Source organism: Kosakonia sp. ML.JS2a (genome assembly GCF_025642095.1).
Lineage (GTDB): Bacteria > Pseudomonadota > Gammaproteobacteria > Enterobacterales > Enterobacteriaceae.
This window is the reverse complement of the sequence record NZ_CP106755.1, coordinates 47,741-73,032: the sequence shown is the minus strand read 5'-3', so window position 1 is coordinate 73,032 and position 25,292 is coordinate 47,741. Positions and strand designations below refer to the sequence as shown.

General features: G+C 49.4%; 26 protein-coding genes. 18 read left to right on the top strand and 8 right to left on the bottom strand.

All coding sequences use genetic code 11. From position 1 onward, the window contains the following. Nucleotides 1–224 precede the first annotated feature (224 nt). Nucleotides 225–656 (top strand): silver-binding protein SilE, encoded by a 432-nt coding sequence (gene silE / locus N7922_RS25045; RefSeq protein WP_007374411.1) that lies wholly within the window; start codon nucleotides 225–227, stop codon nucleotides 654–656. 145 nt (nucleotides 657–801) lie between these two features. Continuing rightward, nucleotides 802–1,152, top strand: coding sequence for a DUF305 domain-containing protein (locus tag N7922_RS25040; RefSeq protein ID WP_032716639.1), 351 nt, complete (start codon nucleotides 802–804; stop codon nucleotides 1,150–1,152). Nucleotides 1,153–1,559: 407 nt separating this feature from the next. Here N7922_RS25040 and N7922_RS25035 read toward each other — a convergent pair whose 3' ends face one another. From N7922_RS25035 to N7922_RS25025, 3 genes are all read right to left on the bottom strand, one after another. Next, a complete protein-coding gene (locus tag N7922_RS25035; RefSeq protein ID WP_263101016.1) occupies nucleotides 1,560–2,468 on the bottom strand; it encodes an HNH endonuclease in 909 nt (302 codons plus the stop codon). Between the two features lie 1,350 nt (nucleotides 2,469–3,818). After that, nucleotides 3,819–4,685 (bottom strand): restriction endonuclease, encoded by an 867-nt coding sequence (locus N7922_RS25030; protein WP_134319271.1) that lies wholly within the window; start codon nucleotides 4,683–4,685, stop codon nucleotides 3,819–3,821. Between the two features lie 12 nt (nucleotides 4,686–4,697). Beyond that, entirely contained in the window at nucleotides 4,698–5,345 is a 648-nt protein-coding gene (locus N7922_RS25025) for a recombinase family protein (protein ID WP_134319272.1), read from the bottom strand. A 571-nt stretch (nucleotides 5,346–5,916) separates the two neighbouring features. Here N7922_RS25025 and N7922_RS25020 point away from each other — a divergent pair. From N7922_RS25020 to N7922_RS25005, 4 genes are all read left to right on the top strand, one after another. Beyond that, a complete protein-coding gene (locus N7922_RS25020; RefSeq protein WP_016495551.1) occupies nucleotides 5,917–6,408 on the top strand; it encodes a helix-turn-helix domain-containing protein in 492 nt (163 codons plus the stop codon). Next, on the top strand, nucleotides 6,377–6,952 hold the full coding sequence (locus N7922_RS25015; RefSeq protein WP_134319274.1) for a PIN domain-containing protein: 576 nt from the start codon (nucleotides 6,377–6,379) through the stop codon (nucleotides 6,950–6,952). Before N7922_RS25020 ends, N7922_RS25015 begins: the two co-directional genes overlap by 32 nt. Before the next feature lie 351 nt (nucleotides 6,953–7,303). Beyond that, on the top strand, nucleotides 7,304–8,134 hold the full coding sequence (locus tag N7922_RS25010; RefSeq protein ID WP_134319275.1) for a ParA family protein: 831 nt from the start codon (nucleotides 7,304–7,306) through the stop codon (nucleotides 8,132–8,134). Next, nucleotides 8,135–8,428: a hypothetical protein gene (locus N7922_RS25005; RefSeq protein WP_263101015.1), complete on the top strand. Its 294-nt coding sequence runs from the start codon at nucleotides 8,135–8,137 to the stop codon at nucleotides 8,426–8,428. It abuts the gene before it with no gap. A 136-nt stretch (nucleotides 8,429–8,564) separates the two neighbouring features. Here the strand turns inward: N7922_RS25005 and N7922_RS25000 are convergent, their stop codons facing one another. Next, complete coding sequence (locus N7922_RS25000; RefSeq protein WP_263101014.1) at nucleotides 8,565–8,903, bottom strand: hypothetical protein; 339 nt, start codon at nucleotides 8,901–8,903, stop codon at nucleotides 8,565–8,567. A gap of 708 nt (nucleotides 8,904–9,611) precedes the next feature. Continuing rightward, nucleotides 9,612–10,352: a DUF4145 domain-containing protein gene (locus tag N7922_RS24995; protein ID WP_134319277.1), complete on the bottom strand. Its 741-nt coding sequence runs from the start codon at nucleotides 10,350–10,352 to the stop codon at nucleotides 9,612–9,614. A gap of 523 nt (nucleotides 10,353–10,875) precedes the next feature. Between N7922_RS24995 and N7922_RS24990 the strand changes: the two genes are divergently transcribed. The 5 genes from N7922_RS24990 to N7922_RS24970 all read left to right on the top strand — a co-directional run bounded on the left by N7922_RS24990 (nucleotide 10,876) and on the right by N7922_RS24970 (nucleotide 16,850). Then, nucleotides 10,876–11,652, top strand: coding sequence for a tyrosine-type recombinase/integrase (locus N7922_RS24990; protein ID WP_263101013.1), 777 nt, complete (start codon nucleotides 10,876–10,878; stop codon nucleotides 11,650–11,652). A gap of 20 nt (nucleotides 11,653–11,672) precedes the next feature. Continuing rightward, nucleotides 11,673–12,905, top strand: coding sequence for a HEPN/Toprim-associated domain-containing protein (locus N7922_RS24985; protein WP_263101012.1), 1,233 nt, complete (start codon nucleotides 11,673–11,675; stop codon nucleotides 12,903–12,905). A gap of 128 nt (nucleotides 12,906–13,033) precedes the next feature. Next, complete coding sequence (locus N7922_RS24980; protein ID WP_263101011.1) at nucleotides 13,034–14,122, top strand: hsdR; 1,089 nt, start codon at nucleotides 13,034–13,036, stop codon at nucleotides 14,120–14,122. A 305-nt stretch (nucleotides 14,123–14,427) separates the two neighbouring features. Continuing rightward, nucleotides 14,428–15,795 carry a hypothetical protein gene (locus N7922_RS24975; protein WP_263101010.1) on the top strand — a complete coding sequence of 456 codons (1,368 nt, stop codon included), beginning with the start codon at nucleotides 14,428–14,430 and terminating at the stop codon, nucleotides 15,793–15,795. Continuing rightward, nucleotides 15,792–16,850 (top strand): hypothetical protein, encoded by a 1,059-nt coding sequence (locus N7922_RS24970; RefSeq protein WP_263101086.1) that lies wholly within the window; start codon nucleotides 15,792–15,794, stop codon nucleotides 16,848–16,850. The genes N7922_RS24975 and N7922_RS24970 overlap by 4 nt, the downstream gene beginning before the upstream one ends. Nucleotides 16,851–17,250: 400 nt before the next feature. On the opposite strand, the gene repE is transcribed toward N7922_RS24970, so the two are convergent. The 3 genes from repE to umuD form a co-directional block, all read right to left on the bottom strand. After that, nucleotides 17,251–17,997: a replication initiation protein RepE gene (gene repE, locus N7922_RS24965; protein ID WP_263101085.1), complete on the bottom strand. Its 747-nt coding sequence runs from the start codon at nucleotides 17,995–17,997 to the stop codon at nucleotides 17,251–17,253. 512 nt (nucleotides 17,998–18,509) lie between these two features. Further along, a complete protein-coding gene (locus N7922_RS24960) occupies nucleotides 18,510–19,784 on the bottom strand; it encodes a Y-family DNA polymerase (RefSeq protein ID WP_263101084.1) in 1,275 nt (424 codons plus the stop codon). Further along, on the bottom strand, nucleotides 19,772–20,203 hold the full coding sequence (gene umuD, locus N7922_RS24955; RefSeq protein ID WP_411554309.1) for a translesion error-prone DNA polymerase V autoproteolytic subunit: 432 nt from the start codon (nucleotides 20,201–20,203) through the stop codon (nucleotides 19,772–19,774). Before umuD ends, N7922_RS24960 begins: the two co-directional genes overlap by 13 nt. 245 nt (nucleotides 20,204–20,448) lie before the next feature. Here umuD and N7922_RS24950 point away from each other — a divergent pair, with 245 nt between their 5' ends. The 7 genes from N7922_RS24950 (at nucleotide 20,449) to N7922_RS24920 (ending at nucleotide 24,969) form a co-directional block, all read left to right on the top strand. Further along, nucleotides 20,449–21,420, top strand: coding sequence for a plasmid segregation protein ParM (locus tag N7922_RS24950; protein ID WP_263101089.1), 972 nt, complete (start codon nucleotides 20,449–20,451; stop codon nucleotides 21,418–21,420). Between the two features lie 2 nt (nucleotides 21,421–21,422). Next, nucleotides 21,423–22,079, top strand: a complete 657-nt coding sequence (locus N7922_RS24945; RefSeq protein ID WP_263101082.1) for a plasmid partitioning/stability family protein — start codon at nucleotides 21,423–21,425, stop codon at nucleotides 22,077–22,079. Between the two features lie 14 nt (nucleotides 22,080–22,093). After that, nucleotides 22,094–22,354, top strand: coding sequence for a hypothetical protein (locus N7922_RS24940; RefSeq protein WP_263101081.1), 261 nt, complete (start codon nucleotides 22,094–22,096; stop codon nucleotides 22,352–22,354). 272 nt (nucleotides 22,355–22,626) lie between these two features. Beyond that, nucleotides 22,627–23,091, top strand: a complete 465-nt coding sequence (locus tag N7922_RS24935; RefSeq protein ID WP_263101080.1) for a hypothetical protein — start codon at nucleotides 22,627–22,629, stop codon at nucleotides 23,089–23,091. A gap of 482 nt (nucleotides 23,092–23,573) precedes the next feature. Continuing rightward, nucleotides 23,574–24,227 (top strand): DNA methyltransferase, encoded by a 654-nt coding sequence (locus N7922_RS24930; protein ID WP_134319291.1) that lies wholly within the window; start codon nucleotides 23,574–23,576, stop codon nucleotides 24,225–24,227. Nucleotides 24,228–24,308: 81 nt separating this feature from the next. Next, a complete protein-coding gene (locus N7922_RS24925) occupies nucleotides 24,309–24,719 on the top strand; it encodes a DUF1380 domain-containing protein (RefSeq protein WP_263101079.1) in 411 nt (136 codons plus the stop codon). A 16-nt stretch (nucleotides 24,720–24,735) separates the two neighbouring features. After that, entirely contained in the window at nucleotides 24,736–24,969 is a 234-nt protein-coding gene (locus tag N7922_RS24920; protein ID WP_263101078.1) for a hypothetical protein, read from the top strand. The last annotated feature ends 323 nt before the right edge of the window (nucleotides 24,970–25,292 follow it).

Genomic DNA, 25,292 nt, shown 5'->3' with positions numbered 1-25,292 from the left:
AGATGTCATTAGCCTGTCATGCAGCAAACAGAAGCCATTCGATATAATTAGTGCAACTTATCAGGAAGGCATTATTACTTCATCCATACACGGCATCAGCACAAGCCAGGAGTTGTATTAAAGCCTCATCCCGGCGGAATAAGGTCTGTAGAGTTGTCAGTTGTACTACTGAGGACACAGATCGAAATTCACGGACATCACTAATTCAGAAATGGAGAGTTACCATGAAAAATATCGTCTTAGCATCAGTGTTAGGTTTGAGCTTAATTTCTACGGCCTGGGCCACTGAAACTGTAAATATCCATGAGCGTGTCAATAATGCTCAGGCTCCGGCCCATCAGATGCAGTCTTCTTCAACTCCAGCCGCCATCCAGGGGGCAGCTCCACGGATGGCCGGTATGGATCAGCATGAACAGGCTATTATTGTTCATGAAACCATGAACAATGGTTCAGCAGATGCACATAAAAAAATGGCGGAAAGTCATCAGAAGATGATGGGAACTGGCACCGTTAACGCTTCCCGTCCGGCGACTTCGTTTGCGGCGATGAATGAACATGAAAGAGCAGCTGTTGCCCATGAATTTACGAATAACGGTCAGTCCGGCCCCCATCAGGCTATGGCTGATGCACACCGCCGCATGATCAATGCGGGCTGATGACAACTGAAGTTTCCGTGCGGTTACCCTTTCCTTGAGAGATTGTCCCTTATACGGATATGTTGTTATTTTTTGCCCCCTTCAGGGGGCTTTTTTGTCTGACTCAGCTAAACTTATCCGGTAACCATCTGAAAGGGTTTATTATATGAAAATCACAAATTCGCTTTTTGTTATACTGATGTTATCCCTGCCAGCGATTTCCGCAGAACATTCAGAAATGAAAATGTCAGATATATCCTCATCGGCATCGTCACAGGAATATATGTCCGGCATGAAAGGTATGCATGACAAAATGATGGCCGCTGTAAAAGATTCCGATCCCGACAAGGCTTTTGCGAAAGGCATGGTAGCACACCATGAAGGGGCAATAGCAATGGCTGAGACCGAGCTAAAATACGGAAAAGATCCGGAAATGAGAAAGCTCGCGCAGGACATCATTAAAGCTCAAAAAGGTGAAATTGAGCAGATGAATAAATGGCTTGGTAATCAAAAATAATGATTGCGGAAAAAATATATTGCGCGTACAGTCAGAGTGTTCCCGGGCACGGGAACCTGTTAATCGTTAATTAATCAAAACCCGATTCATTTCGGGTTTTTCCTTTTAAAACCCCCAACGCATGCACTGCACCGAGTGAAATTCACCTGAGCCAATTCTGCTTGCTTATTATTTCGATGGGAATTGCTGATTTTAATTAAGTCTATGTTTTAAAAGTGTTTCTCATGCCTGGGTTTGGCAGGGGTTCGTCCTGTTCTCTGGTCATGCGCAATGGCAATTCGCAGTCAGGGCTCAAGACTACTTTTACCTCTTTTTTAACAGAAAGTTTCTGGACCCGATACTTGCCGGAAACCTCATCTGCTGTTCATCCCGACCAATAAAACGAAGGTATCACTCTCGTTTGAATCTCACTTACTTTCCATTTTGTAATAAAGAATCAAGTTTTCCAGTGATATATCAATACCAACTTTTTTTAATAAACTTTTTCGCGCAGTGTATATTTCTTTCAGCATATCTTCATAACCCTGACCAAGGTGAATTTGTTTATGGCAATTGCAACACAGAGATATGATATTTTCTTCAACATCAAGAGATGTGTCAAAAGCATCTTGCCTGGACATAGGTACAATGTGATGAGGTTCTGTGTAATTTAAGGATGAATTTCGCCTTCTGAATGTTGGGTGGTCACTATCGACTTCACATCTGTAACCTGCTTTATTCAGCGCATTTTGGGATACGCCTTTACTCCTGGGATACGAGAGGCCATTTTTTACTTCTATTGCATTTTTCTTTGGTTTGGCTTCCCCTGTATATTCAAACGTCTGAACGTTGTCAAAGATATTACTTTTCTCTATGGCATTGATCAACTCATCGTCAGAGTAATACTCACTGCTGGCCATTTCTGTTGTACCAAAAAAATCCAGTTCGTTAATTGCCTGAACAAGTTCCTCACGAATTGTCCATAAGTTTCTTTTGGGTTTTCCGCCGATTTCTTTACTCTTCATTACGGTAATGAATTTTGTACCGGATGCGATATTTCCGACACCTTTAACCTCGAATCTACCAAGTTCTTTTTGAACTCTGCCACCCAGTCCGTTTATGACTCCATTAGCACTCATGCTGTGCAGGTCGTACTTCTTACCAATATCGAAGCATGTGCAGGAATGATTTGGCTCAATAAACCATTTTTTTAACGCTGCAATACTTTTTGTGTCAAAAACTTTATCATTTGTTAATAAAGTTTTCCATTCTTCCACACTGATATCAATGTCACAGACATACTCTCCATCAATCACTTCGCATATTTTTTTAATCACATTCATTCCCCTGTTATACAGATAGTCATAATGAAAATATAAAGCTTGCTAACCGGTATGGTTGCGTAAGGACCGTAGTCTCTCAGAGACCGTGCTTTCTTTTTTTTCAGGCCTGGACACTAAAGGGTCTGTTGCACCCCGAAAAAATTTGTTGCGGGGATTGCTCATTGAGATGAGCCTCTGCTCGATCATACCAGATCAGCAGGCTGCCCCCAATGCTATGGCTTCTTAGTTTGGCCATTATCCGGCCTTCCTCACGACCAATAAAATAGAGACATTACCCGTGACGCTGCCACCGTCTCAGCCCGGAACGATCAGTGAGCGCTTCTGATGACCTTCGGTTTTTTTAACGAAGCGGGTGGGATACGGTTTGTTGCTGAAATCTTAATAATAACCAACAACTGATGCTAATTTCGCACTTTTAACATATATGAATATAAATGTTATGAATAATTGCATTTACAGGAAATATCATGCGTTTTGTCATCCGGGATCCGAAAACCTTCAGTCCCGGATCATGGCTGTTTTCTGCGCAGATTTTTGAAACAGAATCAAAAAATGTGGTATAATATAAGGAGTTAGATGATGGTTGCCTTCCGCATTTCAGCCTGACTTCACGGGTCAGTCCAGAGAACCCCTTCCTCATCATTTCCGGAAGTCCTGCTATTATGGATTTTCCGGAAGTGCGGGAAAGGTGCGTCCGGTAATTGCTAGCAGTGACTTTTATCTGGCTAATCACTTCAGGCGGGCAACGGAATGTCACGCGGGTGATGATAAATAAATATAACTAATAGAAGCTTAATAATAAGGACATTGATTATGGCAAGAGCAACAATATGGAAGTGTCACGCATGTACGGTCTGTAATGTTTCCCAGAACACTTTTGGTTCGTTACTTTGTATGTATGCGTATCTGACCAGTAAGCCAGGGGCAGATTGTGAGATGTGGCTCAAGGAGCATTCACCGCATCATTGTGAGTTGATCTCGACGAATGGAAAAGTCATCGCCATCTGGCGTTCTTCGCAGAACGTCTGGCGTGAACGTACTGACAAAGATGAAGTCGAGGACATGTTTGTGTCCGGATATGAGACCGGAGAGGAACATATCATGAATAGAGGGGATGTACTCCAGCTTGCAATGACATATCCATAGTTTCCAGACTGTATTCGTTACCGAAGCAACACAGTCACGGGGGGCGGGATTTCTGAATACAGGGATAGGCATGGCTGGCGAATTATCATTTAAAGAAGACAAAAATGCGAGGCTGCTGACGCTGCCGGAATTATGTTCCGGCTGCCAGCTCGCTTCGATCAGATCACTGATTGGTGTATTTAGCGTTCATAATCTTTGTCATTTGCTAAGGTTCGGATAAATCTCGTCTATCTTGACATATAAATTTCCAGTCTCGGCGGCACGTCGAATTTTCTCTTCCATCAACACCCTGAAACTGATGTTATTTTTCAGCATCAGTACAAGATCATAGCCGCTAATGCAGATAACCCGCTTCCCCTTCCCCCATGCATCCAGACCGTCCCGTGTAAAACCTGCCCAGCTTATGAATACGCCGCGCGCCCAGGCTGCCCTCTGCTCTAGCTTTCCCTGAAAGACATGAAGATCGGCATTACCGGTTTTCGCACTGTGCCATTTTGCCTCAACCAGATAGGTCTCGTTATTCAGTAGGAAACTACCATCTATCTGTTCGCCTTTAAGCCTGAATGCGCCTTTAGGAGATAGCCAGAAGGCGGCGAATAGCTCGTTAAGCCACACTTCAAAACTATACCCTCGTTGCTGGGGGAGTTGTTTATGCATGGACTCGAGGCTGCGGATGAAATAATCGTTATCTATACCAGCAGGGACGATGAATGCGGGTGTAATACCATATGCAGTCTGACTGTCCGCCCCCTGAATTTTTGCGATAAATCCACGATATGCAGCTTCATCCTGAGCGGTGATGGTACCGCCCGAAATGGTTTTCCTGTATTCCCATAATCTGGTGATAACATTAAGTACTGTGTTACGGTCCGTTTTCTTAATAAAACAGCGAAGCCTTTTAGCTTTAGATGTGCCATCTTCAAGGTATGCTTCATCTTCTATATTGATGCACAGTTCCTCCTCGAAGAACTCGCGCATAGTTCTGTCACTGAAATCCAGAATGTAGCCTGGGGTGCTTTCAAAAAGCTGATTAAAGATTTTTATATCATGTGAAGTCATTTTCATATTCTAGTAACCTCAGATCCCGGTAGAGGCTGTACTCTGCCTTGCTTGGTTATCTTTGCACACACGAATAACAGTCATTCTTGAAACCCCGGCAAGCCGCGCTGTTTCATTAATGGATTTACCGTTTTGTAAGCGTAATGTCCTGATTAATTCATGTTTAGCCACATCTGGCTGGCGTCCGGCATATTTCCCTTCCAGCCTGGCTTTATCCACACCTTCCCTCTGTCTCCGTCGGCGATCTTCATAATCCTTACGTGCAATAGCTGCCAGCATATCGAGCATCATTCCGTTGACAGCTCTGAGCATACTACGGGTGAAGTCATCAGAAGCAGCCTGAGTGAGTGCTATATGGCTGGTTGGCAAATCCAGACTGATCACCGACAGCTCTTTTTCATGTATCCGTCGCTTGAGTGACTCCCAGTCATTATCAGTCAGACGAGATAGTCGGTCGACCTGCTCAATGAGTATCACATCACCAGATTCCATATCTGAAAGCATACGGTTCAGCTCCGGTCGTTCAAGAGAAGCGCCGGAAGCATTTTCCACATACCAACCAGCAATTCGGTGGCCATGATGAGAAGCAAACTCTTTTAGCCTGTTTTTTGCCCGGAGAGCATCCTGTTCGACAGTTGATGCACGTAGGTAAGCATAAATGTACATTTTTTGTGCTCTCAGTAACTTTTATGTAGTAACACTTAATGGGGTTACTTTTGACTGGTCACATAATATGCGCTTCACTCAATTATTGCCAGTATCATTTAGGGATACCCATTTTATACCACCTATCGCAAGTGAATACCTTCAACAAGTAAGCGATGTTTCGAGTATTTCGTTTCGAATATTGCGTTTTTCGTTTGTTTCGTATAGCCTCTATTCAAGATCAAATACTGTTTACTTAAACAACCGTAGAAAACCTAGAAACCGTGAAACCGTGAAACCGTAGAAACCGTGAAACCGTAGAAACCGTAGAAACCGTGAAACCGTAGAAACCGTGAAACCGTAGAAACCGTGAAACCGTGAAACCGTGAAACCGTAGAAACCACAGAAACCACAGAAACCGTAGAAACCGTAGAAACCGTAGAAACCGTAGAAACCGTAGAAACCGTAGAAACCGTAGAAACCACAGAAACCACAGAAACCACAGAAACCACAGAAACCACAGAAACCACAGAAACCGTAGAAACCGTAGAAACCACAGAAACCGTAGAAACACTCAATTGGAATAATGAACATGACCATTTCAACTCTAGATAAAGTAAGCCTTCCGGCTAAACAGGAGATTGATATCGCAATACGTAGCCAGAAAGCACTTGCAGAACATTTAGTTACTAAATTTGAGACACAGAAAATATCCATTAAGGATGCGCAGGATGTAGCCCATCAGATCGAATTACCCACTTCGGCACTTCGTCTGCTGTTAAGCATTCTTGGAGAACTCGCATCTGGTAACGCTGTACAGGTAGTTCCTGTGCAAGCTGAATTAACAACGCAGGAGGCAGCCAACTTACTGAACGTTTCACGTCCTCATCTGGTGAAACTGCTTGAGGATGGATTACTGCCTTATCATAAAACCGGTCGGCACCGTAGAGTCTTCTTTGCTGATGTGATCAGATACAAGGATCAGCGACTTCAAGAAAGTCTCGCAGCAATGAAAGAATTGTCCGACCTCAGCCAGGAGCTTGAGGAACAAAATGATACACACTCCCTACCCGGTAGTTTTTGACGCATGTGTCCTGTATCCGTCGCCACTACGCAACCTGTTGATGCATATTGGTTTAACTGATTTATGCCAACCTAAGTGGACGGCGGATATTCAGGACGAGTGGACGCGTAACTTATTAGCAAACAATCCTGGTTATGACGCGGCTAAGTTAGAGCGCACAGTGCAACTGATGAACAAGGCATTACCAGATGCAAATGTGACTAATTATCAATCTATTATTGGCGGATTGACATTACCTGACCCTGATGACAGGCACGTTCTCGCTGCTGCCATAAAATCTCATTCAGAGATAATTGTCACCGCTAATCTCAAAGATTTTCCGCCTGGTGAGTTGAATCAGTATGGCATTGAAGCCATGCATCCAGACGATTTTATCGTGGATTTGCTGGATCTGAATGCTGCACATGTTTTAAAAGCGGTTAACCGGGCCAGGACTAGCATGTCAAGACCGGCAATGGGCGTCGACGAATATCTGGATTGTTTATTCAGGCAACAGCTTCCCTTAACCGTAACAGAATTAGAAAAATCAAAAATACTCATTTGAATGACAGAGTTTTAGTCCATTAGCCAGGCGACATAGCAGCTTGGCAAGCATTCCGGCGCAGCTGCGCCGGTAATGGCAGGTATTAATAAACGCTACAAATCTATGGAGTCATCACACCTCATATTCATAGATATAATCCAATGCAAGACTGCTGCAGCCTCAGCTGACGTATTCCTACTTAGTCTGCATCAATGTGACAGGTTGTCGCACTTGTCCAGCCCACTATTCCAAAAAAAGTTCTAAGAAATCTTACTTTAAAGATTTCTTGTGTATTACATTTGTAATGCTATAGTCGTACCTTAATATTACATATGTGGTCTGTTTGTATTTCACTTTCACGAGGAAACTGGCATGGCAAGTAGAACACCGGATAAAAGACAAGCGATGGTATTAGCCGTCATGAATAACAAGGGTGGTGCGGGTAAGACTTCGACCGCGACAAACCTTGCCGTCGCAATGGCTCAGTCAGGCCGCAGGGGGCTGCTCATTGATTCCGATCAGCAGGCCAATGCCACTGAGGTTCTGGCACACGGGCGTAAATTTTATGCCCAGTATGGGCATACGATATGTGATCTTTACGCCAACGCCCGTTTTGATATTCGTGAAGCCATTATTCCTGCCAGAGCCGGCGATACCGATATTCCGAATCTGGACTTTCTGCCTGCAGATCCTACCTTTGAGAAAACCCTTGAACAGACCCTGACCCGCAGTCATCGCGAAAAAATACTCTACCGTCACTTACAGACCGTTATCGGTGATTATGATTTTATCATTATCGATTGTTCACCCGGTCTGAACCTTGCCACCGGAAATGCAATCTACGTGGCCGATCATGTTCTTGTGCCGATCGATGGCGGGAGTTTTGCCCTCAGCGCGCTGGAGGTGATGCTCGATTTCATGGATGAAATCAATGAAGGTGAATATAAGCGCTTCAGCGTCTTCCGTAATGAATATAACCGTTCCAACAAGGTAATTAACAAATTTATCGAAGATCAGCTGGAGCAACATCCTCGCCTAAAAGGTCGGGTACTGGAATCCTCCATAAGGGCCGATCAGACCATCGTCCAGTCCCAGGTTGCCTGTATTCCTCTGTATTATTATGCAAAGGGATCGCTTGCTCTGAACGATTACCGCAAGCTTGCACGCGAGCTGGAAGAAAAAACGCAAAAAGAGGTGGCATAAATGGCGAAAAAACCGCTGGCCAGACCAAGTATAGAGAAACCGGCAGCAGCAGAAAACGGTGAGCGCCAGAAACTGACGAACCTGAGTGTGACCAAAAAACGCACCACGTCAGAAACACCCAAAACGGTTCGTATGACGGCCGCTGAGAAAATGCTGGCGCAGGAGCTGGTTGAGCAGATCCAGTCGCTGACCAATAAAAACATCACTGTATCCACACTTTTACGCGCAGGTCTGTACCTGGCTCAAAGCGCAGGGCCTGAAAAGGTTCTTAAAACCATAAAAGAGAACATCTGAGTAACGATGCGGGTTTTAATGCTTAAATGTATTACATATGAATTTCATTTGTAATTCAAAAAAACAGCACCGTTGATTTTTTGCTCAAATGCCTATAATATAGATAAGGAGTGCTCGTAACACTCCTTATGTTTTCTTATTCACCTAAGTATTTAAAGAACTTGCGTAGCTGAGGTGTCAGCAGATATCCGGCTACGCAGTACCCTATCGTAAGTAGCCCCTCAGCCAGAAAAGCATTCATGTAGAAAATGAGCAGCGGGAGCAATAGTGGTGTCAGCACTGACTTCACTATCCACATGATTAACGCGACAATGATACCTAAAAGCAACTTTGCTCCCCATTTATTATCGGGTGGAGGAATAGTTGCGGCATCACTCTGATCTGATTTATCAGGGAGGTGGTTTGTGGCGGAGACTTGGTTCGTTACCGGACCAATATAAAAGTTGTTGATAATCGTTTGTGCATTTTGCGGCATAGGATTCCCCTCTGTTAGCCAATCGGATATTACGTCTGTGTACTGCATTAAAAGTTTTCATAGAAAACCCTGTATTGATTAATAGGTAATAGTGGCGATTAACGCCGGTTCTTACATTTCTATTCAATGGTTAACCATATTTGCTCCTTACTCACATTTAGTGGGATCAGTACTTCAGGGTGTACGAGTCCTTCCGATTTTCACCGGTATATAAACTCGCGTGTATTTTATCTGGGGTAAAAAAAACTCCAGACGAACGCCGGAGCCTGTGCGACTATTTCAGTCAACAGTAAAAGGACACCTGACGTTATTATTTTTATTCTGGGTTGCCCTGGTCTGTCGACCTCAGACTGTTTATTTATTAGTCCTTCAGAATAAAACTATATTACCATCCCTACTTGTGTTTTTCAAGAAGTCAATCACTTTTTTGAGTTCGTTTGCCTATTTTTTAGGCAAGAAAAGATATAAACCAGTAGACATCCTATAGTGAATGAAGTATGGACTATTGCAGATCATCAGAAATGCAGGTATGCACTTCTTGTTTTTCTGGCTAATTGAATTACTGAATAACTTCATGCTCATCGAAAGTGAATGAAGAGAACCCATCCTAAATACAAAGGAACCTCTGCACCCTGTCCAAATATCAGTAAACCCATACTCTTCTAAACCAATCTGTACTTCTGAGTAATTTGACAACCTTCAAAGCTGTTATTCTTTCTTTCCGAACCTGTCATGCAGTCTTTTGGTCAACACTTCTATGGATTCTTTACGTTCCGAGAAAATATCATTCACGACATATTCCATTATCTCAAATGCATCCTCGATATCGCTGATTTTAACTTCGTCATAGGTATGGCTGCCGGCGTTTCCGAGAAACTTGATGGCCATTAACTGTCTGGCATAGCCAGAATAGTTTCCGGGCAGATGCTTTTCGATTCGTTGATGCAGAAATATCCGGTTGCCTTTGTCATTCAGCTCGGGAACACCGATGGCTGTCAGCAGCCGTTCGACAGTGATCCGGATCAGGTTGGCCGCAGAACCGGGCTGAGCCAGGTAAACAGAAAAGGATGCAACAAGTGGCTCAGAAATTTCAGCGGGACATTTTTCATATATTTTAAAAGGGTTAAGGGGAGGAACGAAGTTAACTGGCGTATATACACGATAATATTGTAGACCGGTATCATCCCAGTCCTCTTCATTGCCACTCGTCCCTGAGCAGACCACCACTTCCCTGCACTGGGGTCTGTAGCATTCTGCCATACAGCAAAAAACCCCCGATAACATATCAGGTTGCGACCATTCCTCTTCCCATATTTTGCGGGATTCATAGGTATCCGCATCATGCAGTGTTTCTTGTTTTATCTGTAGCGTCAGCTGTCCGCAGGCCGGGCACGGCCATTCGACATGCAGGTTGGTGTAAAACGCTTTCGAAAGTTTGTGTATTGCCATTTTTTTCCTCATTTTTCATCGTAACAGGTTCATACCAGCTGCCGCCGCAGGCAGGTCAGTGGGGTACGCACTCACCATACGACGCGACCCCGTTATGACAAAATGAAAAATGATGGACTTGTCGTACACTGTGAAAATTACCGCCCTTCTTTACTCACCGTCCTGGTGGTTTCCGTTTTCTGTTATTTCCGGCAACTGGTACGTGCTCGCGTTTTTTCGCGTCGGGCCACGACATCTTGTGCCTTCTCCTCCCCGTTTACACTTCATCCAGGCAAAAAGGATCCCCGGCGGATCCTTTTCCGATCCACCTGCCAAAAAACTTCTTTCCGTTTTATGGTATATTTCCGGAAACCGGAAATTCAGCGCGTACCGCTCAGCGGGTTTTTTCAGTGGCAGCCTGACGCCGGAGTGGCGAAAATAACGCCATACCGTAACCAGATTGCGCTACGTGAAAAATAGACTGGCGGTAGGGGGATTTCCCGCCAGAATTCACGCAGCGTCATCTTCCTTTCAGTGAGGGTTAATGAATCAGCTGACTGTGCATCCTGCTCACCCCGCACATACGGGTGATCCCTTCCCTGCCCCGTTCGATTACGGCCGGGCACTGGCGCTGCGCGAAATGGCGCGGCACTACACGGACCTGCCCCGCTACCTGCTGGCACCGGAAATTGCGGCCCTGCTTCACTACCTTCCCGACTGGAGCCAGCACGCCCTGATTAACACCCTCTGGAATACCGGCGGGCGCATCAACGAAGTGCTCGCGCTGCGCCGGCGCGATTTCCATCTCAGTGATGACATTCCGCATGTGGTGATCCGCACAGCCAAACAGCGGCGTGCCGGTGGCGGCCGCCCGAAAAAAGGCAAAAGTGCCAACCGGGTGGTGCCGCTCTCCGATCCGGTTTACGTGGACGAGATGCGCCGGCTGTTCGCCAGTACGAAGGAGCGTTTTGAGGACGACAGCGTCACCGGGGAACGCCGCTCACTGCCGGTGTGGGGAGTCTCCGATCGTACCGTCCGCAACTGGCTGAACCGCGCGGTCGATGCTGCCGGACGCGACGGGGTGTTCTTCAGCACCGAGATTTCGCCGCACAGTTTCCGGCACAGTTTTGCCATGCACCTGCTGTATGGCCATGTGCACCCGAAGATCCTGCAGGGACTGATGGGGCATGAAAAATTTGAATCGACGGAAATTTATCTGCGGATTTTTGCGCTGGATGTGGCTGCCGGTCAGCAGGTCCGGTTTACACTGGATGCAGCCGCTGCCGTCGCGTTGCTGCGTAACCGCCCTTCTTCCCTGTAGTGATGGTTTAAGGAATTTTTATGTCAACCTGGACCGGTATTGATGTCGGGGAGTTTTCTCTCCATGAAGTTCAGAACAGCTATGATCCCTGGTTTTTCCTGCCCAAAGACCGGGTCAGGGAGATCAATCAGGACGGCAGCGGGAAGGTGATTCCTGACGGGTCATTTATTGGTTACCGGGCAACGGTCGGCCAGATCCGCCGGCGCATGGCCCTGCAGGGCTATGATATGGCCACACTGGAAACTCACTTTACTGAACAGCTTGATATTGCCGTTGCCAGTCTGCAGTCTCAGCTGGATGAGGCTCTACCATTGCGCGAGAGTGAGTTGTATTACATGCACATAACTCCAAGCCTGGAAAAAATGCGCGATGCCATTACTGGTACCACACTTAGTGACTGGCGGGATCTTTTTCGTACTGCTGAGGCATGGCCTCTTGGCGGATATGGGGTCTTTACCTGGCGCGAAACAGAAACGCCTCTTCTCTCGGCGATGGTAAGTTCCCCCTTCGTCGATTTACCGTACCGGGCAGATGGAGGTTATAACTTTCCGTGCAGTGACGAATACTTTTATGACCTGGCTGTCCTGAGTCTGTTCAGTGACGACACCCTTTGTGTCCTGGACATCACAGAGCTGGTTCTGAATGAATATGTCGAAGATTTTCACGACCTGGAAGAAATCAGTGCCAGTGCAACTCGCCCCTGCCGCAGTGTTATGGCCTCGCTCGATGATTTTAAATCGCTCTCAGACAGCGCCCCCCAGAATCTGGTTATGCAGCGGATGTGTTACTCGAGCATCATTACCGCCCTGGAGGCTTACCTGTCTGACATTATGAAACGTGCCGTCAAGGAGGATTCCGTAAGACGCAGGTTCGTGGAAAGGTACAAACCTTTTCAGAAAGATACCAAGCTGGATCTCTCCAGTCTTTTTATTACGCTCGATAAGATAGACAGACTGATTGCCGATGCTCTGGATTCGATTCTTTATCATGACCTTGAAAAGGTCAGGGGAATTTTTAAAGATGTTTTGCTGGTTTCCTTTCCGGAAAAAGATCGCTCGTTTCTGAACCGTGCGGTTCAGCAGCGCCACGATATTGTTCACCGCAACGGTAAAACTACCACTGGTAAAGATGTCTCCGTTGCACATCAGGACGTCGGCCAGCTAGATAAGGTTGTCCGTGATTTCATCGCTTCAGTTGATGGCCAGATTCTTGATGGTTTGAGGCTGCCAGATACAGAGAATACACATGGATGACAAAAGGATTTCTTTTGTCATCCTTTAAGAATACAGATAGATTACTTTTGTATTCGATAATTAGCCTGAGCACCGCTTTATATCTGTCCATTTCAGCTTGATTCCATTTATAAAGAACGGATTGGAATATGAATGATAATAATGAGGAAGAGTACCAGGCACCGGAACTGTCTCCTGAAGTCGAGGCACTGATAGACAATGGCATGGCCTTTCTGGAAAAGGCCATGAATGAGGTAAAGACCGCGCCTAAGTTTTCAGTCGTCAGTTTCTGGACGGCGGTGGAAATCATGCTTAAAGTGCCGCTGGCACAGGAGCACTGGACACTCGTCTGCAGCGGCAAAAGTATCAAGCGCCAAGCCTATCTGACCGGCGATTTTCAGTCGATCACCTTTCAGGAGTCCTGTGATAAACTCCGTGATGTTCTGGAGAAACCCGTTCCTCAAACAACCCTTTTTGCATTTGATATAGTACGTAAACACCGCAACCGCGTAGTACATTTTTTCCATGATGCTTATACAACCGAAGACATGGACCGGCTTCTCACAGAGCAGGCCAACGCCTGGTTTGCACTGAACCGGCTAATGCGGGATGACTGGAAAGACCTCTTCGAGGGAGCTCTCGGAAATCTTCTGGCCCGGAATGAAACCCGTCTTCTGATACAGAATAAATTCTATGCCGCCAAGAAATACGAGCAAATTAAAGACAACATCCGTGCAGCCAGGCAAAACGGTCACCGTATCACCAAATGTTCTGTCTGCGAACAACGGGCTGTTGTCTGGGAGACGGTAGCGAGCTTTGATGGCCGTGAACTTAAATCTGGAAAGTGCAGAGTCTGTACGACTTCTTTAGAGCGGACACTGACTTTCGCCTGCCCGAACTGCGATAAACCCCAGACCATAGATTCCGATAGTGATGTAACCTTCCTGTGCTCAGCGTGCGGGCACACAGATAATCTCTACCATCTGCTCGATACTTCTTCTGTCGATTCTGATTCATTTGCTACTTTATCTGTCCCCGCAGGCTGCTGCGAATGCGACGGTTATAATTCCGTCTGCGAGTTTGGTGACGGCTTCCTGTGCATATACTGCCTGACATATTTCGATAATCTGCAGTGCTGCGAACACTGCAGCTATTACAGCAGTGAGGTTCCTGCCTTTAGCTCGATGGTGGGATGCAGATTTTGTGATGGACACCGAGAAACATGGGGCAATGATTAATCATTTTTATGAAATTTAAGAAGATATCGAGGATATTTAGAATACAAAAGAATTACATATGTCTTCTTTTTGTATTACATAAGTAATCTTTTCAATATGCCAACTCAAACCGGTATTGTCACTGTGCGCTTGATAAAATGTATTTATTATGTATTACGATAGTAATACACAGATAGTACATATGTAACTCAGAAGGAAAGATGGTATTTCTCTTCTGTCCGTATCGATAAAGCGTAAGAAGACATACAAAAAAACTACTTATGTAATACATTTATAATCAACCATAATGCCTTATGGAGCCAGTTATGGAGATGATTCGCAAAAATGCCCCGAGGGGGCTTCATGTACGTGATCTTACGTCCGAGGAACGCAGGGCTGTTATAAATGTGTTCGGCGGCGGCAAGCAGAGTACCGCGAAGGAAAAGAAATTAGCGGCTGATATTCTGCTGGAAATGGACAGACGCGAACTGCTGATTGCCTGTGACTGCATTAGCGGTGATTCACGGCCGTACAACAGTGAGGTTGAAAAGTCCTTCATACGGCACCTCAAAACATCTGCGCGGCATGATAAAGGGTGCCCTCTTTATCATGTAAAAAAACCCGGTAAAAACCCTGGCGGCGATGACGACAGGAATGGTCACATTGCGGCCCTGGTTCCAGCAGGGCCGGACGATCTGTTCACGCGTAAAACGTCCCCCGGTCAGGTGGGTGGAGGGAGTACTGAAGAGGGGAGGCGTCACCGGAAAAAACTGAAACCCGTTCCAGCCCTTGGACGGGTAATGATGACCATTCTTGAAAGTGCGGGCATCAATAAAACCAGGATAATGCCAGTAACTCCTCCTCCCGGCCTCACAGCATCTCTGCAGGCTATCACACAATTTATCGATTCATGGTTGCTCATCAATGGCCTGCCTGCCTCTCAATTTATAACCACGAAACCCTGGCAGACTGACCGCGAGCGCAAACACATATTGAACACAATCAAAAACAGTGGCCAGACATGGGGAAAAAATCGTGAACTCTGTACAGCCATGATCGGGCTGGCTGGAAAAGTCTCGCAGACTGACGTGACGTTCATGGTAAAAGGAACGCCTTACACATTTTCCCCTCTCGGTCGCATAAAAATCTTCGGGGAAGGACTGCTCAGCGCCGGTACGCGTGAACCTTACTGGGTGATACTGCGGTTTCGACAGGATGAATACGGGGAGGTTTACTGCGCAGAGGGTTATGCACATCCCGCTTTCGATTTGAACCTCCCGATCCCGGTCGACAGCGAAAAAGAACGGGCAACATTGAGGACGATACGGAAAGCAGCAAAATATGTATCGGAGCAGAGCGACCATCCCCCCAGTATCAGCCTGATTAAACCCCTTTTCACCGAAACAACAGAGATTGAGGGGAGCAAAGAGGAAGTACATCCTGATTTTCTGCTGACTCTCAGGGCTGATGAATCTGATAAAGAAATACCGTTAATAATCGAGACGATGGGCTACGACTCTGAAGAGTATGTAGCACGAAAAAGTGGCACACACCGGGCGATGAAAACTCTGGGGACACTCCTGACCGATCCGCACGGATTTCCTGCAAAATCAGATGTGACCTTCTACCGCCATCTTCTCAGCTGGTTTTTTAATCCAGAAAAAAACAGACAGTCGGCGGGAGGCCAAAAATGAATGAAGACGCAGATATTGAAGATCTTCCATCAACTGTACCGGCGAATATGCTGATTGAGCTCATGGGAGCACCGGATAATGAAGAAGAACTGGCAACAAAAATAGGCGAGGCTGTTGCATACATAACCAGGCACTGCGGGCGGTACATGGATCTGTCCCTGCTGGAGAGAATCACGGTTGGCTGGAACTACGATGAGGCGCTTCAGGCTGTGGATTTGGGTTATGAATCCTCCACGGCCAAAACCTATACAGATACCGAAAACCTGAGAGGTATTGCTAAAACCATCCGGGTCAGAAGAGGGGAGGCTATCAAAGCACATACCATCTTTAACGCGAATCAACTGTCTTGTCTTAAAGATCAAAAAGAACCGGATTACTTCTCCGCTGTTAACTTAGTTGCACATGAACTGGGGCATGCATGCCTTATTACATGGTTTGAGACACATTCCCCAGGGCGTTATTCAGAACCTTTCAGAGGCGACTGGCTGAGAGGACTATTAATGGATTCGGCTCATACCTGCTGGGAGGAATATGCTGCCTGCAGGCTGGCATCCGTATTCCCTCACCCGATTGTTAAAGAAGAATATCTGAAGAGAGCGGTAATGCACTCTTCAGAAGCCTTTGCAAAGGCGCACGAATTTATAAAGGCCTACCGCATTCATGGTGATTTGCACAGGACCATCTTTGAGGTGTGCAGGGTGATTTTTGAAGCCATAAGATTACTTTCGTATTACCTGGGCTATATGGAAGGTCCGAACTCCGGGAGCACCAGTCTGGCTGAGAGCGAAAAGTTTGGTGATTTAACCCCCTTTGTGAAAGGCCTGCAGCGTGAAATGCAAAACGCCTGGAATACCGCACTTGAGTGGGACGGTCTGAACGACCTTAACGGATTACTGAGCGAGATTCTGAATATCTTATCTGCGGCCGGGATGGAGGTGACGCTTGATAACGCAGAATATGAACAATTCAGCCGGGTCCATTTCCCGTTCAGCCCGCAAACCCTACCGGGAGGTGAGGACACATACCGTCTGATGAAAAAGCAAAACCTGCTTTGAACACAGTTGATGGCAGCGCAGCTGCAATACTCTAAAAACAAAAAATTGACTGTGACAAATTGCCCTCAAATGCTTCCGGTCAGGGAAGTGTGACAAACAGCCCTGAATAGTTATCCCGGCTTTTTGAGCCTGACCAGAGCTACGCCCACAGCATTATTACAGGGTTATTTGTCACAGGCAGGTTAGCTGGATGCTGCAGGTGTGACAAATTGCCCTTGCGATCCTCAGTCAATGTGACAAATTGCCCTCAAGCTGTGACAAATAACCCTCGTCATTCTCTCATACCGTGACAAATAACCCTGATGCACACGGGAAGTGTGACAATCAGCATTCAGACTTAACGGCTGCTGATGACATCCCGCACTCAAGTATGTGACAAACTGCCCTTATTTAAGGATGGTTAAAGCGCGGAAATATCTTTGAAAGAAAAGACGATATGGGTTGTCTGACGTCCTTTTTTCTTCTCGATGTACGAGAGGCGCATGGGTGTCCGGCTATTGATTTCATCAACAGAGGCCTGCAGGAAACGGCGGCGGAAATCAGGCATACGCTGGTAACTCTGCGGCAGCTGGTATCGCTCCATCAGCCAGTCAACGCGGAGGGATACAACACCCGAACCGTCAGGTTTACGATACTGACAAAGTGACTCATACAGACGCATCGCATAGGGATTAGTGATCTCTTTCGTTTCACTCAGACGGAACTGCGTAAAGCGGTTCTGAAGACCTATGAAGAACGGGATGAGATAAGGGTTGATATGTACGCTGTAAACGCCCCTGGCAGGGCTGTGAGCGCGTTTAATGAACCACGGGTATGTCTCGTAACCTTTCTCATCGGCGGAGTCTTCTTCCGGGCGGTAGAAGACGACTTCTTTACCGGTAAACCCCTTCAGAGCCTGACGAATATCCTTACTGGCTTCAGCAGAAGTGAGGCCAAATGTCGATGCATACTGGGCAACGTGAATTTCGCATATACCATCATGCTCCTGAAGTGTGCCATCACTTTTACGGATCTGGTCGACAAACAGGTACAGCATTCGTTTCTGATCTCGCGATAAGCTGTATGCTGCTTCTGTCAGTTCATTCGACTGAACAATACGTGGACTGTTCTTGCGTTTTGGCTGATTGATCAATGCAGTTTCTGTCATGACCGGTCCATTTTAAGTGTGACAAGTACGAGGATTGTCACACTTAATAAAAAATAGTCAACCTGAATGTCTAAGTCTGTGATTTCACATGATCATTAAGGGCAATTTGTCACAGGCTTGAGGGCGGATTGTCACACTTAATAGTCAAAGATGAGGGTTATTTGTCACAGCTTGAGGGCAAACTGTCACACAACCTTCGTTCCAGGCCACGTCAGCACTGGGCTAAGCGACTGTCTAAAAAGATAGATCTAAAAACACTTATAAAAAGATCTTTAAAAATAGCCGGTGAATATGTGGATAAGCTGGTTGAGATTTGCAGAGCTGGTAATCCATAGTCGAAAAAGAGCTGACGCGCCCGGTTCCTCCGGGCTTGCCCAACCCGGTACACCCGGACAGATAAACCCTGTCCAGCTGTACCGGGTTACCGGTTTGAGTCTGTGCGTGTGGTCGGATCGAGCCATCGCACGGCGTCCTGCCGTGCTTGTGAGACACCCGTGCCCGGATCACTCTCCTCATCCAATGCGGACAAGAGGCAGTTCATTCCAGCGTGTGGTGTAGGCCGGACTCAGCATTTCACGTTTCATTTTCCACTGCGGCGCGATACCCCTGCCGGCAAACCAGATCTGGCCAAGCCCCGAATGGTTAATACCATCAAGCACCTTCATCAGTTCATGGCTGTGGGGCCGGGGAGGTTGCTCATCAAACAGATTCAGTTGGGCAATACCTGACCCACTGAAATCATTGAGCATCACACCGGCTTTTGCGTACCGGTGCCCATCGCGCCAGATGCGTTCCAGCGCGCGTACTGAGGCCGCTATAATGTCACGCGTGTCCTGGGTGGCCGTAAGCAGTTTTTCGCTTGCCACGTTGCCATAATACGGTTCAGTGGCAGAGAACGGTGAGGTTTTAACAAATACTGAAATATGCCGGCAGTACTGACGTTCCCCCCGCAGCTTTTCTGCGGCGCGTTCGGCGTACTGACAGACTGCCTGCCGCATGTCATCAAACTTGGTGATACGCTCACCGAACGAGCGGGAACAGACAATCTGCTGTTTCGGTGGCGGTGCATCCTCAAGTGAAATACAGCTCTCACCGTTCAGTTCCCGGACGGTACGTTCAAGCACCACGTTAAAATTTTTACGGATAAAGGCGGTATTCGCACACGCCAGCTGAAGCGCGGTGGTGATACCCATTGTGTTCAGCTTCCGGGCGATACGGCTGCCCACCCCCCAGATTTCCTGGACTGGCTGAAGTGACAACATTTTTGCTGTACGGGCCGGATTGCCAGGCGTCAGTGCCAGCACGCCCCGGAACGCTGGCCATTCTTTCGACGCCCACTGCGCCGATTTCGCGAGAGTTTTGGTGGGACCCATCCCCACACCGATCGTCAGCCGGGTACAGGCATGGACATGTTCACGCAGCTGCGTACCAAACGCCTCGAAACTGAAGGCGGTTTCCAGCCCCCGGAGGTCCAGGAACATCTCGTCAATGCTGTACTGTTCCACACGTGGTGCCATCTCCTCCAGACAGGCCATTACCCGGTTACTGAGACTTGCGTACAGCTCATAATTACTTGAAAAAACGTATAGTTTCTCCGAAAGCTGCTGTTCACGTATTCTGAACCACGGATCGCCCATTCTGATGCCAAGCCGTTTCGCTTCCTTCGAACGGGCTATACAGCAGCCGTCATTGTTACTGAGGACGAGTACCGGTTTGTCCCGCAGATCAGGCCGGAACACCTTCTCACAGGATGCATAGAACGAGTTGACGTCGGCTAGTCCAAACATTTCAGCACCTCTCTGGTGCGGTGAATGATGTGGGTGACCACGCCGAAGATTTGAAGTTCATCCGGGTCCGGGTAAATGGGTGGATAAGACGGATTCATCGGCTGCAGACAGAGCCTGGGGCGGGTCACCAGACGTTTTACTGTGAACTCCGCGCCCATCCCGGCCACCACGATATCGCCGTTCACCGGCTTCAGCGCGCTGTCGACGACCAGCAGATCACCGTTAAACAGAAAACCGTCCTGCATGCTGTCTCCGTGGGCACGCAGGTAGTAGGTGGCGCTGCGGTGCCGAACGCAGTACTCATTCAGGTCCAGCTCCTTTTCCACATAGTCCTGGGCGGGGGACGGGAAACCACAGGGCACCATCTCCAGAAATAAAGGCTGACGGCAGGACGGCCCGTCTTCTTTCGGGGTCAGCATTACCAGATCCATAACGCCACTCCTGTTTATAAATATACTGTATGTATAAACAGTATATTTACCGATTCACCCGGTATGCAAGCGTATTTGGCACTGGCAGAGGGAAACGGCTGTTTAACGTACAAAAATAATCTGGCAGGATATCAGAGTAAATATAAATGCTCATTTTGAGTATTTATAGTTGCGCAAATAAAATAATACATTATGATGATACTCATATTGAGAAAAACAAAAGGTGCAATATGATTAGTATCTACTGTGACGACGGCTCAACAAACGTCAAGCTGGCATGGTTCGTGGGCGATGTGCTGCAGACCAGCCTTTCCGCTAATTCCTTCCGTCATGGCTGGAAAGTGGCGGATTTCGGGGCCAGCGCGTTCAATTACCAGATCGGTAACCTGAAATACACCTGGGACAGTGTCAGCCGCGACGCTGTGCCGACCACCAATGTTGAATATCAGTACGGCGACCTCAACCTGCTGGCGGTCCATCATGCGCTGCTGAACAGCGGCCTGGATCCACAGGAGGTCACCCTCACGGTCACGCTGCCCCTGAGTGAGTATTACGATCAGGACTGCCAGAAAAACGAAGAAAATATCCGCCGCAAGCGTGAAAACCTGTTGCGTGACATTGTGGTCAACAAACGCGTGCGCTTCGTTATCAGCGACGTGACGGTGATGCCTGAATCCCTGCCGGCCGCATTCTCCCGGCTGTCTGAGCTTCAGCCGGGTGTGTCGGAAACCACGCTCATTATCGATCTGGGGGGCACCACGCTGGATGCCGGTGTGATTGTCGGACAGTTCGACGATATCAGCGCCGTGCATGGCAATCCGTCTGTCGGGGTATCGATGGTGACGCGGGCGGCACAGGCTGCACTGCGGGCTGCAGACAGTGAAACCAGTCCGCTGGTCGCCGATACCGTTATCCGCAACCGGAAAGATCGTGCATTTCTGAACAGCATCATTAATGATAGAAACAGAATTGATTATGTTACTGACAAGATTGAAGAAGCTATCGACACCCTGAGTGCTCAGGTCGTCAGCGAGCTGGCCGGATACCGGAATGTGAACCGGATTTTCCTGGTCGGCGGCGGAGCTGCACTGATTGAACCGTCCGTTCGTAACGCCTGGCCTCTGTCAGCGGAGCGAATTGAGGTCATCTCAGATCCGCAGATGGCGCTGGCCAGGGAGATAGCCCGTTACCACCATGAGGGCTGATCGTGCCTGCAGGCAAATACTCGTTTTATCTTCATGCTGATGACCGGACCGACATACTGGCTGCCGGAACGCTGGACAACGTCTCTCAGCCGCTGCGGGGCGAATTCCTTCGCACGGCAGCGATTGCCGGCAGCGTGCTGTACCGGATCGATAACCGTCTTCCCGGACTGGTGACTGAACTGTTTGACGGTCAGCTGAGGTATGGCCAGCTGGTCAGTCTGCTGGCGTCCCTGAGCGGGCAGTATTACTGCCAGACCGGCCCGGAGGCTGAACCGCTGCCGGCGGTGAAGGGGCAGGCTCCCGGCCAGACTGATAAAACTGAGCGTCGTCGCTTCACGCTGTTATTACCGGATAACCCGGAGTCCCGGCAGGTGGCAGCGTTACTGGAGGAAACATCTTCCCGGCTGCGGGGTGTGCTGCTGCGTAACCTGATTATCGCCGGGTTCGCCCTGCACACACTTGATCCGCGTCTCCCGCGGCTGCTGTCCAGTATGCCCACCCCGCCGGAAAGTCCCGCAGCCCTGAGTGCGCTTGCCGGGGAGATTGCCGGGATTACGGCTCACGGGGATGCCGGCACTGCCGTTGTACCCGTTGCTGGCCGGAATGACACAGCATCCGGACAGTCCGTTGTCCGGAAGAACATGAAAAACCTTTTTTGAGTGGGCAGATACCTATGGGAAGTTTGAAACTACGTACTGAGAAACTGGCCACGGATGTTCTGCGTCGCGCCGGTGTCCCTGAAACACAGTTACACAGCCGGATGAGAAAAACGGGCAGGGGGTTTCTGCTTGGCAGCATACTGTTCATCATTCCGCTGGTCATGTTTGATGACGTCAGTCTCTGGCTGAAGATAACGCTCCAGGTTCTGTACCTTTTGCTAGTCAGTACGGGCGTCCTGCTCGCTTTTGATGAGCAGGAAAAACATCGCAGTTAACCCGTTCAGATCGCATGCTGACCCGCCAGCGGCGGGTTTTTTTGCGCTTACCCGTCGTTCTGGTTTCCACACCGTGCCTCCACCTTAGCCGGGCTGCCTCGCCGGCAAGGGAAGCTTACGCCGTCATGCTCACCCGTTCCCCGCCGTGCGCGGGACATTCAGTCCGCTCCGGCGGCGCATGCGGCTTCGCTGACGCCCCTGCCTGCTCACCTGACCGCCCGGCCGTTGTACCGGCACGGTGCAGGGGCACCGCATCAACAGGAGACACAGACATGCAGAAACTGACCCGCATCACGCTCAGTACCGGTGAAATGGCCCTTTACCTGGATGGCGGGTACCTGACCAGTACGGAGTCGGGCGATCAGGCTGACGGCCTCGATGACATTATCACCGGTCTGCTCAGCATACCGGGTATGACGCTGCAGGACATTGATGCGCCGTGCCCGGTGCATGAGGACTGGTGCTGGAATGATGTGGCGGACGGGGTGTTTGCCGCGCGCCGGCCTGACGCGGGGGAGTGTACCGTGGCCGCCTTCACTGACCGGCTGTCACGTTACCCGGCAGATGCGCTGTGCTGTGGCACCTTCTGGTTGCGGGAGGATTTTCTCGCGCTCGATGCCAGCCTGACCGATGAGCAGATTGGACTGGCAATGGAAGTTGCTCAGGACAGCCATGATGCGAATACCGGCTACAACTGGGAATACCTGCGGTTCGCCATTGAAAGCATTAAAAGCTGAGGAACGGCAGGCAGCACGCTGAAGAAGAGGGAAAAAGAAAAACGCGGCAGGGGACATCATCTCCTGCCGCACACAAAATTCAGTGGCACCGTGACCCTGTGCTCTTTATGCCCCTGATTCTGGCATGAGTACATTAATTAAACATTAACCCGCCCTGAAAATATCGACGTAACGTGATTTTTTACGCACATCTCCTGCCCACAGGATAAGGCTGTCGCTGCGCTCCGCTTCTCTGCCGCCGTCCGTCTGTCGTCCGTCCGGCGGCGGGCCGGAAGTGCCGTGCCCTTACTGTAGCCGGGCTGCTTCTCAAACAAGCGAAGCTGTCGCCGGCCTGCTCACCCGTTCCCCGCCGTGCGCGGGACATTCAGTCCGCTCCGGCGGCGCGTGCGGCTTCGCGTCCGCACTTGTTTGCTCAGCTGATCGCCCGTCTGTGTGGCGGTCACGGCACCACAGGGGTGCCCCTTCATACACAGGAGCAGAACATGTCCCGATTCATGCAGGGCGACAGCGTGCAGCTGATGGCCACCTTTCCGGATAACAGCATTGATTTCATCCTCACGGACCCGCCGTATCTTGTGGGGTTTAAGGACCGGTCCGGCCGTTCGATCGCCAATGACGTCAGTGACGAGTGGGTGATGCCAGCCAGTCAGCAGATGTTTCGCGTCCTGAAACCCGACAGCCTGGCGGTCAGTTTCTACGGCTGGAACCGCATTGACACCTTCATGCAGGCATGGAAAACGGCGGGCTTTCGTGTCGTGGGCCACCTGGTTTTCACCAAACCGTATGCGTCCAAATCTGCTTTTGTCAGCTACCAGCACGAAAGCGCGTATGTCCTGGCGAAAGGTCGCCCGGCGCTGCCGCAGAATCCGCTTCCGGATGTGATGCCCTGGGAGTACACCGGCAACCGTCACCACCCGACTGAAAAACCCGTCAGCATCCTTCGCCCGCTGATCGAGTGTTTCACCCGCCCCGGCGACCTGGTACTCGATCCGTTTGCCGGCAGCGGCTCGACCTGTGTGGCCGCCGACCAGTGCGGCCGGCGATGGATTGGTATCGAGCTGATGGCGCAGTACCACGCGGCCGGGCTGCGCCGTCTGGGGGAACAGCGTGCCCTGATGCTGCCGGCCGCGGCGTGATGGCCAGGACGCGCATACCTACACGGCGGGCGGTGGACACCGCCCGTGGATCAGAACAGAGAAAAGAGAAGAGATAAATTTATGCTGTACGGAACCCGTAAGGAACTGAACATAAAACTGAGAAACGCCTTCGGCGAGACTGAAAAATTTGCCCTGCTGCTCTGGACCCGCGAAACCGTCATGAGCGCGGATAAATACATGACGGTTCAGGAGGCGGACAACATCCTGGCGGAGATAGGCAGCACCGGCAGCGGCGACCATGCGGAAGAGGGGATTTCTTTCGGTACGGTACGGGAACTGCTGGCCGGGCTGCGGGCAGCGCCGAAGATGGTCAGTGTGCCGGCAGATCTGCTGGCGCAGGTAAGCAACTGGGCCGAGCGCGGTCTGAATGACCAGGATACAGCGGCCTGGCATGCCGGCAGGGCCACGCCCGGGACGGTGGAGCGGGGACTTGCCGCCCTGACTGCCCTTAAACAGATCACGAAAGCCTGAGGGCGGGAGAGACACCATGAATGGACAGACACCAGAGACAGATGCCGGCAGTGAACTGTTAGCGGATGTGGCCACCCTGGAAGAATCACTTTATGAGTTTCATCTGCGTCTGCGGGACATGACAAAACGCCATCTGCTCCGGGACGCCGCGCCTGTCAGTAAAATGGCCGGCCTGCTGATTGAGCAGATCGATATGCAGCTGGTTGAACTGTACCGCCGGGCGGCAGAGATGCGGAATCATCTGGGATAACCGTCAACAGGGGTGGTTATTCTGTAACCACTCCCGTGCTTTTCGCTGCCATCAGGGCCGCGCGGCGTTTATCCACAGGGTTATGCCCGCCCTGTGCAGTTGCGCTGTGGAAAAGGAGGTTGCTGCGCGCCGCTGTCTTTCCACCTGCGGCGGGGAAGGGCACAAAACCCCGTCCGTGCGGTCTGCGGCCGGTGCCGTGCCTCCATGTTAGCCCGGCCGCCGTTTCGGAAAGGGGTGAAGGGTGAACCCCGCGTGCTCCCCCGGTCCCTCCTTCCCGTCAGCCGTGATTTTCCCGTCGTTCGTGCGCTCAGGCTTCGCGCCCT

Coding starts and splice junctions, on each gene's coding strand:
- silE (WP_007374411.1), top strand. CDS start 225: ATGAAAAATATCGTCTTAGCATCAGTGTTAGGTTTGAGCTTAATTTCT.
- N7922_RS25040 (WP_032716639.1), top strand. CDS start 802: ATGAAAATCACAAATTCGCTTTTTGTTATACTGATGTTATCCCTGCCA.
- N7922_RS25030 (WP_134319271.1), bottom strand. CDS start 4,685: ATGAAAATGACTTCACATGATATAAAAATCTTTAATCAGCTTTTTGAA.
- N7922_RS25025 (WP_134319272.1), bottom strand. CDS start 5,345: ATGTACATTTATGCTTACCTACGTGCATCAACTGTCGAACAGGATGCT.
- N7922_RS25020 (WP_016495551.1), top strand. CDS start 5,917: ATGACCATTTCAACTCTAGATAAAGTAAGCCTTCCGGCTAAACAGGAG.
- N7922_RS25015 (WP_134319274.1), top strand. CDS start 6,377: ATGATACACACTCCCTACCCGGTAGTTTTTGACGCATGTGTCCTGTAT.
- N7922_RS25010 (WP_134319275.1), top strand. CDS start 7,304: ATGGCAAGTAGAACACCGGATAAAAGACAAGCGATGGTATTAGCCGTC.
- N7922_RS25005 (WP_263101015.1), top strand. CDS start 8,135: ATGGCGAAAAAACCGCTGGCCAGACCAAGTATAGAGAAACCGGCAGCA.
- N7922_RS25000 (WP_263101014.1), bottom strand. CDS start 8,903: ATGCCGCAAAATGCACAAACGATTATCAACAACTTTTATATTGGTCCG.
- N7922_RS24995 (WP_134319277.1), bottom strand. CDS start 10,352: ATGGCAATACACAAACTTTCGAAAGCGTTTTACACCAACCTGCATGTC.
- N7922_RS24990 (WP_263101013.1), top strand. CDS start 10,876: ATGAATCAGCTGACTGTGCATCCTGCTCACCCCGCACATACGGGTGAT.
- N7922_RS24985 (WP_263101012.1), top strand. CDS start 11,673: ATGTCAACCTGGACCGGTATTGATGTCGGGGAGTTTTCTCTCCATGAA.
- N7922_RS24980 (WP_263101011.1), top strand. CDS start 13,034: ATGAATGATAATAATGAGGAAGAGTACCAGGCACCGGAACTGTCTCCT.
- N7922_RS24975 (WP_263101010.1), top strand. CDS start 14,428: ATGGAGATGATTCGCAAAAATGCCCCGAGGGGGCTTCATGTACGTGAT.
- N7922_RS24970 (WP_263101086.1), top strand. CDS start 15,792: ATGAATGAAGACGCAGATATTGAAGATCTTCCATCAACTGTACCGGCG.
- repE (WP_263101085.1), bottom strand. CDS start 17,997: ATGACAGAAACTGCATTGATCAATCAGCCAAAACGCAAGAACAGTCCA.
- N7922_RS24960 (WP_263101084.1), bottom strand. CDS start 19,784: ATGTTTGGACTAGCCGACGTCAACTCGTTCTATGCATCCTGTGAGAAG.
- umuD (WP_411554309.1), bottom strand. CDS start 20,203: ATGCTGACCCCGAAAGAAGACGGGCCGTCCTGCCGTCAGCCTTTATTT.
- N7922_RS24940 (WP_263101081.1), top strand. CDS start 22,094: ATGGGAAGTTTGAAACTACGTACTGAGAAACTGGCCACGGATGTTCTG.
- N7922_RS24935 (WP_263101080.1), top strand. CDS start 22,627: ATGCAGAAACTGACCCGCATCACGCTCAGTACCGGTGAAATGGCCCTT.
- N7922_RS24930 (WP_134319291.1), top strand. CDS start 23,574: ATGTCCCGATTCATGCAGGGCGACAGCGTGCAGCTGATGGCCACCTTT.
- N7922_RS24925 (WP_263101079.1), top strand. CDS start 24,309: ATGCTGTACGGAACCCGTAAGGAACTGAACATAAAACTGAGAAACGCC.
- N7922_RS24920 (WP_263101078.1), top strand. CDS start 24,736: ATGAATGGACAGACACCAGAGACAGATGCCGGCAGTGAACTGTTAGCG.